Origin of the sequence: Agromyces sp. NPDC056965 (assembly GCF_042673425.1) — a bacterium.
GTDB lineage: Bacteria > Actinomycetota > Actinomycetes > Actinomycetales > Microbacteriaceae > Agromyces.
Genome location: NZ_JBHURI010000035.1, coordinates 36,970 through 43,895, shown reverse-complemented (window position 1 = coordinate 43,895; position 6,926 = coordinate 36,970). Strand labels below are relative to the sequence as shown.

Here is a 6,926-nt window from a genome sequence, read left to right as displayed (position 1 = left end):
ATGCTGCGGCATCCGCCCGTCGAGGGTGCAGGCCCGGCGGCTCAGAGCTTGGTGAGCCGCTTCGGGTCCGGCTGCTCGACGGGCTCCCATCCGCGACGGGTGGGCCGGTTGGGCCGTTGCGCATCGCGGGAGCGGTACACGATGTAGGGGCGGAAGAGGTAGCCGACCGGGGCCGAGAACACGTGCACGAGCCGGGTGAACGGCCAGAGCGCGAAGAGCAGGGTCGCGGTGATCACGTGCAGCTGGAACGCGAGCGGCACGTCGGCCATGAGCTCGGGCTGCGGCTGCAGGCCGATGAGGCTCCGGAACCACGGCCCGATCGTGCCGCGGTACTCGTACCCCGGCCCGAACACCTGGTGCAGCACGGTCGCGGCCGTGCCGAACGCGATCGTGGCGCCGAGGAAGACGTACATGACCTTGTCCATCGTGGTCGTCGCAAGGAACACCGGCCCGACCGTGCGACGCCGGTAGATGAGGATCACGAGGCCCGCGATGGTGAGCACCGCGGCCGCCGTTCCCAGCGCCGTCGCTCCGAGGTGGTACATGTGCTCGTCGATGCCGATCGCGTACAGCCACTCGCGCGGGATGATGAGGCCCACGAAGTGCCCGGCGATGACGAAGAGGATGCCGAGGTGGAACATGGGCGAACCCCAGCGCAGCAGCCGGTTCTCGTACACCTGGCTCGACCGGGTGGTCCAGCCGAACTTGTCGTAGCGGTACCGCCAGATGTGGCCGACGACGAACACGGCGAACGCCGCGTAGGGCAGCGCCACCCACAGCACGATCTCGAGTGCGTTCACGTGCGAACCTCCTCGGGCGGGCCCCCGGCGGGGGTGAACGGCGGCAGGTTGCCGAGGAACGACAGCCCGACCGTCTCGGTCGGCGGCCCCTCGTCGATGAGGGCGAGCACGCGTTCGCGGGTCGCGTCGTCGATCTCGGGAAGCGAGCCGCAGACGGCGCGAACGACCGCTGCATAGGGGCTGTCGAGCCGTTCGAGTGCCGCGCGCAGCACCTCGAGCCCCTCGCGATGCGCGGCGATCAGCTCGGATGCCACGGGCGAGTCGCTTCGCGCCGCCAGTTCGAGCACGGCCGGCAGGAAGTCGGGCAGTTCGTCCGCGTCGAACTCCCAGCCCGCCGCCCGGTAGGCCTCGAGGAACGCGACGAGCGCGGTGCCACGCCGCCTCGTGTCGCCCGCCGTGTAGTAGCTGAGGTAGAGGCAGCACTTGCGCTTCACATCGAAGGTCGCGACGTACTGCGCCTCGAGCTCGGCCTGCGGCGTCGCGCGGGCATGATCGAGAAAGGTCGCGAACTCGGCCGCGATGGGCGCGGGCAGCGCGGCGACGGATGCCTCGATCGCGCCGAGCCGCTCGGCGAAGCCCGGCCCGGGGTAGTCGAGCAGCAGCGAGGCCGCCATCTGCGACGCCCTGCGCTGGTCGCGCGTGAGGGTCAGGGACTGCATCGGCCGGGGCATCCGGTTCAGGGTGATCTGCATCGGCAGGCGAAGGCGGGCCGTCATTTCTTCTCGCCCTTCGGGGGGAACAGCCCGCCGGGCGTTCCGTTGCCGTCCCAGTTCAAGAGGTTCACCCGGCCGGGCGTCGACGGCCGGTCGGCGGTCTGCCGGTTCTTCAGCGCGTGGAAGTTCTCGACCGCCACCGGCACCTGCTGACCGCTGGAGGACCCGAACGGTCCGGCGCCGCCCATGCCCGGGCCGCCGTCGTAGTCGAGCGAGCAGGCGAGTTCGTCGAGTTCGCGGGCCTGCTCGGTGTGCGCGGCCGGGATCACGTAGCGCTCCTCGTACTTCGCGATCGCGAGCAACCGGTACATCTCCTCGAGGGTCTCGCCGGTCATGCCCACCGCGTCGGCGATGCGCTCGTCCTTGCCCTCTCCGAGGTTGATGCCCCGCATGTACGAGCGCATCGCGGCGAGCTTGCGCAGCGACGCCTCGACCGGGCGCGTGTCGCCGGCGGTGAAGAGCCCGGCGAGGTACTCGAGCGGGATCCGCAGCTTCGAGATCGCCGCGAACAGGGTCTTCGCGTCTTCGCCGTCGTTGCCGGAGGAGGAGATCACGTCGACCACGGGCGACAGCGGCGGGATGTACCAGACCATCGGCATCGTGCGGTACTCGGGATGCAGCGGCAGCGCCACCCGGTACTCGCTGATGAGACGCCGGATGGGGCTGCGCTGGGCCGCGTCGATCCAGTCCTCCGGAATGCCCTCGGCGCGCGCGGCCTCGATCACGGCAGGATCGTGGGGGTCGAGGAACACGTCGCGCTGGGCGTCGAGCAGTTCGTGCTCGTTCTCGACGCTCGCGGCGGCCGCCACCCGGTCGGCGTCGTAGAGCACGAGCCCGAGGTAGCGCAGCCGCCCGACGCACGTCTCGGAGCACACGGTCGGCAGCCCGACCTCGAGGCGCGGATAGCACAGCGTGCATTTCTCGGCCTTGCCGGTCTTGTGGTTGAAGTACACCTTCTTGTACGGGCAGCCGGAGACGCACATGCGCCATCCGCGGCACTGGTCCTGGTCGACGAGCACGATGCCGTCCTCCTCGCGCTTGTACATCGCGCCCGAGGGGCAGGAGGCAACGCACGAGGGGTTCAGGCAGTGCTCGCAGATGCGGGGGAGGTAGAACATGAAGGTGTCCGAGAACTCCGCGGCGACGTGCTCCGACATGTGCTGCAGGATCGGATCCTGCGCCATGGTCTCGCCCGAGCCGCCGAGGTTGTCGTCCCAGTTCGCCGACCACGAGATCTTCATGTCCTCACCCGTGAGCAGGCTCTTGGGCCTCGCCACCGGCGTCTGCTCGCCGGCGGGGGCGTTCAGCAGCATGTCGTAGTCGTAGGTCCACGGCTCGTAGTAGTCGTGGATCTCGGGCAGCTTGGGGTTCGAGAAGATCGTCGCGAGCTTCTTCAGCCGCCCGCCGCTCCTGAGCTTCAGCCGACCGCGCTTCGTGCGCACCCAGCCGCCGCCCCATTTCTCCTGGTCCTCGTAGCCGCGCGGGTAGCCGACGCCGGGCCGGGTCTCGACGTTGTTGAACCAGACGTACTCGACGCCCGACCGGTTCGTCCACGCCTGCTTGCACGTGACCGAGCAGGTGTGGCATCCGATGCACTTGTCGAGGTTCATGACCATCGACATCTGCGCCATGACCTTCATCAGTACTCGACCTCCTGGCTGCGGCGGCGGATCACGGTGACCTCGTCTCTCTGGTTGCCGGTCGGCCCCAGGTAGTTGAAGGCGAACGAGAGCTGCGCGTAGCCGCCGATGAGGTGGCTCGGCTTCAAGAGCACGCGGGTGAGCGAATTGTGGATGCCGCCGCGCCGACCGCTCGTCTCGGTGCGCGGCACATCGACCGTGCGGTCCTTCGCGTGGTACATGTACACCGTGCCCTCCGGCATGCGGTGCGAGACGATCGCTCGCGCGACGACGACGCCGTTGCGGTTGTACGACTCGATCCACTCGTTGTCGCGCACGCCGATCTTCGCGGCGTCCTGCGGGCTCATCCAGATCGTGGGGCCGCCTCGCGAGAGCGAGAGCATGAAGAGGTTGTCCTGGTACTCGGAGTGGATCGACCACTTCGAGTGCGGGGTGAGATAACGCACGGCGACCTCGGCATGGCCGGATGCCGCCGGGTCGCCGCTCGGCGTCGTCGACCCGACCGCCGGCGAGTCGCCGAAGAGCCTCGCGAGGTCGAGCGGCGGCCGGTAGATCGGCAGGTTCTCGCCGAGCTCGGCCATCCAGTCGTGGTCGAGGAAGAAGTGCTGGCGACCGGTGAGGGTGTGCCACGGCTTCAGGTGCTCGACGTTGATCGCGAAGGCGGTGTAGCGGCGCCCGCCGTGTTCGGAGCCCGACCACTCGGGGCTCGTGATGACCGAGACCGGCCTCGCCTGCACATCGGCGAAGCGGATGCGCCCGCCCTCGTGGTCGAGGGCCAGTTGCGCGATCTTCTGGCCGGTCTTCTGCTCGAGCTGGCGGAACCCCTGCACCGAGAGGCGTCCGTTGGTGGTGCCCGAGAGCGCGAGGATCGCCTCGCAGGCCTTCACGTCGGTGTCGAGCAGCGGCTGCCCGGCGCCGGCGCCGGTCTGGGCGACGCCGTTCAGGCGTCCGAGCTCGGCGACCTCCGGGGTCGGGTCGAACACGATGCCCTTCGTCACCATGCCGGCCTTCACGGCGAGCGGGCCGAGGGTCGCCATCTTGTCGGCGATCGCGGTGTAGTCGCGCTCGACGACGACGAGCTTCGGCATGGTCACGCCCGGCACGAGCGGCAGGTCGTGCTCGACCGTTCCGTGGGGGGTCGCCATCGCGTCGGGGGTGTCGTGCATGAGGGGCGCGGCCACGAGGTCCTCACGCGTGCCGAGGTGGGCCGCGGCGTAGTCGGAGAGACGGCCGGCGATGAGGTGGAAGATCTCGAAGTCGGTCTTCGTCTGCCACGGCGGGGCGATCGCCGGGTTGAACGAGTGCACGAACGGGTGCATGTCGGTCGACGACAGATCGTGCTTCTCGTACCAGGTCGCGGCCGGCAGCACGACGTCGGAGAAGAGCGTGGTCGACGTCATCCTGAAGTCGGTCGTCACGAGCAGGTCGAGCTTGCCCTCTGGCGCCTCGTCGCGCCAGTCGATCGTCGTCGGCCTGCGGCCTTCGGAGGCCTCGGCGGCGCGCACGGAGGAGTCGGTGCCGAGCAGGTGCTTCAGGAAGTACTCGTTGCCCTTGCCCGAGGATCCGAGGATGTTCGCCCGCCACACGTTCAGCACCCGCGGGAAGTTCTCGGGCGCATCGGGGTCTTCGCAGGCGTAGCGCAGCGAGCCGTCGTTCAGGCTGTCGACGACGTACTGGCCGGGCTCCTTCCCTGCGGCGCGGGCGTCGTCGACGAGGTCGAGCGGGTTGCGGTCGAAGGTCGGGTAGCTCGGCATCCAGCCGCGCTTGGCCGACTCGACGAGGCAGTCCGCGGTGGTGCGGCCCGCGAACAGGCCGGCGGCGAGCGGGGAGGCGAGCTGATCGGCCGGCAACCCGTCGTAGCGCCACTGGTCGGTGGCGAGGTACCAGAACGCGGTGCCGATCATGGCGCGGCCGGGGCGCGACCAGTCCGATGCGGTGCCGTACTGCGTGTACCCCGTGACGGGTCGCACCTTCTCCTGACCCACGTAGTGCGCCCAGCCGCCGCCGTTCACGCCCTGGCAGCCGGTCATGGTGGTCAGTGCGAGAAAGGTGCGGTAGATCGTGTCGGAGTGGAACCAGTGGTTCGTGCCGGCGCCCATGAGGATCATCGAGCGGCCGCCCGATCGTTCGGCGTTGTCGGCGAACTCCCGCCCGATGCGTTCGGCCTTCTCGGCCGGCACGCCCGTGATCTCCTCCTGCCACGCGGGGGTGCCCGGCGTCGAGGCGTCGTCGTAGCCGCTCGGCCACGTGCCGGGCAGCCCCTCGCGACCGACGCCGTACTGGGCGAGCAGCAGGTCGAACACGGTCGTCACGGTGCGCCCGGCGACGTGCGCCACCGGCACGCCGCGGCGCACGATGCCGGCTCCGCCCTCCTGCTCCGCGCCCGGTTCGGGCGCGACGTCGAAGCGCGGCAGGTCGACCGCCGCCGTCTCGCCCGTCCACCCGGTGCCGTCCATGATCGAGAGCTTCGGGTCGACGCCCTCGAGGTCGAGGTTCCACTTGCCCTGGTCGGACGCTCCGAAGCGATGCCCGAGCGAGCCGTTCGGCACGACCGGGGTGCCGTCGCCGGCCATCAGCACCGTCTTGAACTGCGGGTTGTCGACGGCGGCGGCAGCGCCCCCGAGGTCCGAGGCCGTGACGAACTTGCCCGGCACGAATCCGTCGCCGCGTGGTTCGAGGGTCACGAGGTACGGGGCGTCCGCGTAGCTCTTCAGGTACTGCTCGAAGCGCTCGGTGCGCCGCTCGACGAGGAACTCGCGGAGGATCACGTGACCCATCGCGAGCGCGAGCGCACCGTCGGTGCCGGGGTGCGGGGCGAGCCACTCGTCGGCGAACTTCGTGTTGTCTGCGTAGTCGGGCGAGACCGTCACGACCTTCTGGCCGCGGTAGCGCGCCTCGGTCATGAAGTGGGCGTCGGGCGTGCGGGTGACGGGCACGTTCGAGCCCCACATCATGAGATACGTGGAGTTCCACCAATCGGCCGACTCCGGCACGTCGGTCTGGTCGCCGAAGACCTGCGGGCTCGCCACGGGCAGGTCGGCGTACCAGTCGTAGAACGACTGCATCGTGCCGCCGATGAGGTTGATGAACCGGGCCCCGGCGCCGTGCGAGACCATCGACATCGCCGGGATCGGCGAGAAGCCCGCCACCCGGTCGGGCCCGTGCGCCTTGATCGTGTGCACGTGCGCCGCCGCGACGATCTCGAGCACCTCGTCCCACGAGGCGCGCACGAGTCCGCCCTTGCCGCGAGCCCGCTTGTAGGCACGGGATGCCTCGGGGTCGGCCATGAGCGAGTCCCACGCGAGCACGGGGTCGCCGCCGACCCGCTCCTTCGCCTCGCGGTAGAGGCCGAGCAGCACCCCGCGCACGTAGGGGTAGCGCACGCGGGTGGGGGAGTACGTGTACCAGCTGAAGGCGGCGCCCCTGGGGCATCCGCGCGGCTCGTACTCGGGGGAGTCGGGACCGACCGACGGGTAGTCGGTCTCCTGGGTCTCCCACGTGATGATGCCGTCCTTCACGTACACCTTCCACGAGCAGGAGCCCGTGCAGTTCACGCCGTGGGTCGAACGCACGACCTTGTCGTGCGCCCAGCGATCGCGGTAGAAGACGTCGCCCTGGCGGCCACCGTCGAGGGTGACCGTGCGGAGGTCGGGAGACACCTCTCCGGGCCGGAGGAACCGGCCGAACTTCACGAGGGCGTCGGCCAGTGGGCCGTCGGTGGCGGGCTGGGCGGCAGGGCCGGGCGGTCGGCTCATCGAAGCCTCCTCGTTGCA

4 protein-coding genes are annotated in these 6,926 nt (G+C 69.8%); all 4 read right to left on the bottom strand.

Annotated features, from left to right (window positions below; all coding sequences use genetic code 11):
* Positions 1-41: 41 nt before the first annotated feature.
* Genes narI through ACFTQE_RS10835 form a run of 4 tightly spaced genes read right to left on the bottom strand, consistent with a single transcriptional unit; the run spans position 42 to position 6,908 of the window.
* Positions 42-800 (bottom strand): respiratory nitrate reductase subunit gamma, encoded by a 759-nt coding sequence (gene narI, locus ACFTQE_RS10850; protein ID WP_179550801.1) that lies wholly within the window; start codon positions 798-800, stop codon positions 42-44.
* Positions 797-1,516: a nitrate reductase molybdenum cofactor assembly chaperone gene (gene narJ / locus ACFTQE_RS10845; protein ID WP_376925071.1), complete on the bottom strand. Its 720-nt coding sequence runs from the start codon at positions 1,514-1,516 to the stop codon at positions 797-799. The genes narI and narJ overlap by 4 nt, the downstream gene beginning before the upstream one ends.
* Positions 1,513-3,153 (bottom strand): nitrate reductase subunit beta, encoded by a 1,641-nt coding sequence (gene narH / locus ACFTQE_RS10840; protein ID WP_179550800.1) that lies wholly within the window; start codon positions 3,151-3,153, stop codon positions 1,513-1,515. The genes narJ and narH overlap by 4 nt, the downstream gene beginning before the upstream one ends.
* Positions 3,153-6,908 carry a nitrate reductase subunit alpha gene (locus tag ACFTQE_RS10835; RefSeq protein WP_376925070.1) on the bottom strand — a complete coding sequence of 1,252 codons (3,756 nt, stop codon included), beginning with the start codon at positions 6,906-6,908 and terminating at the stop codon, positions 3,153-3,155. The genes narH and ACFTQE_RS10835 overlap by 1 nt, the downstream gene beginning before the upstream one ends.
* Positions 6,909-6,926 lie beyond the last annotated feature (18 nt).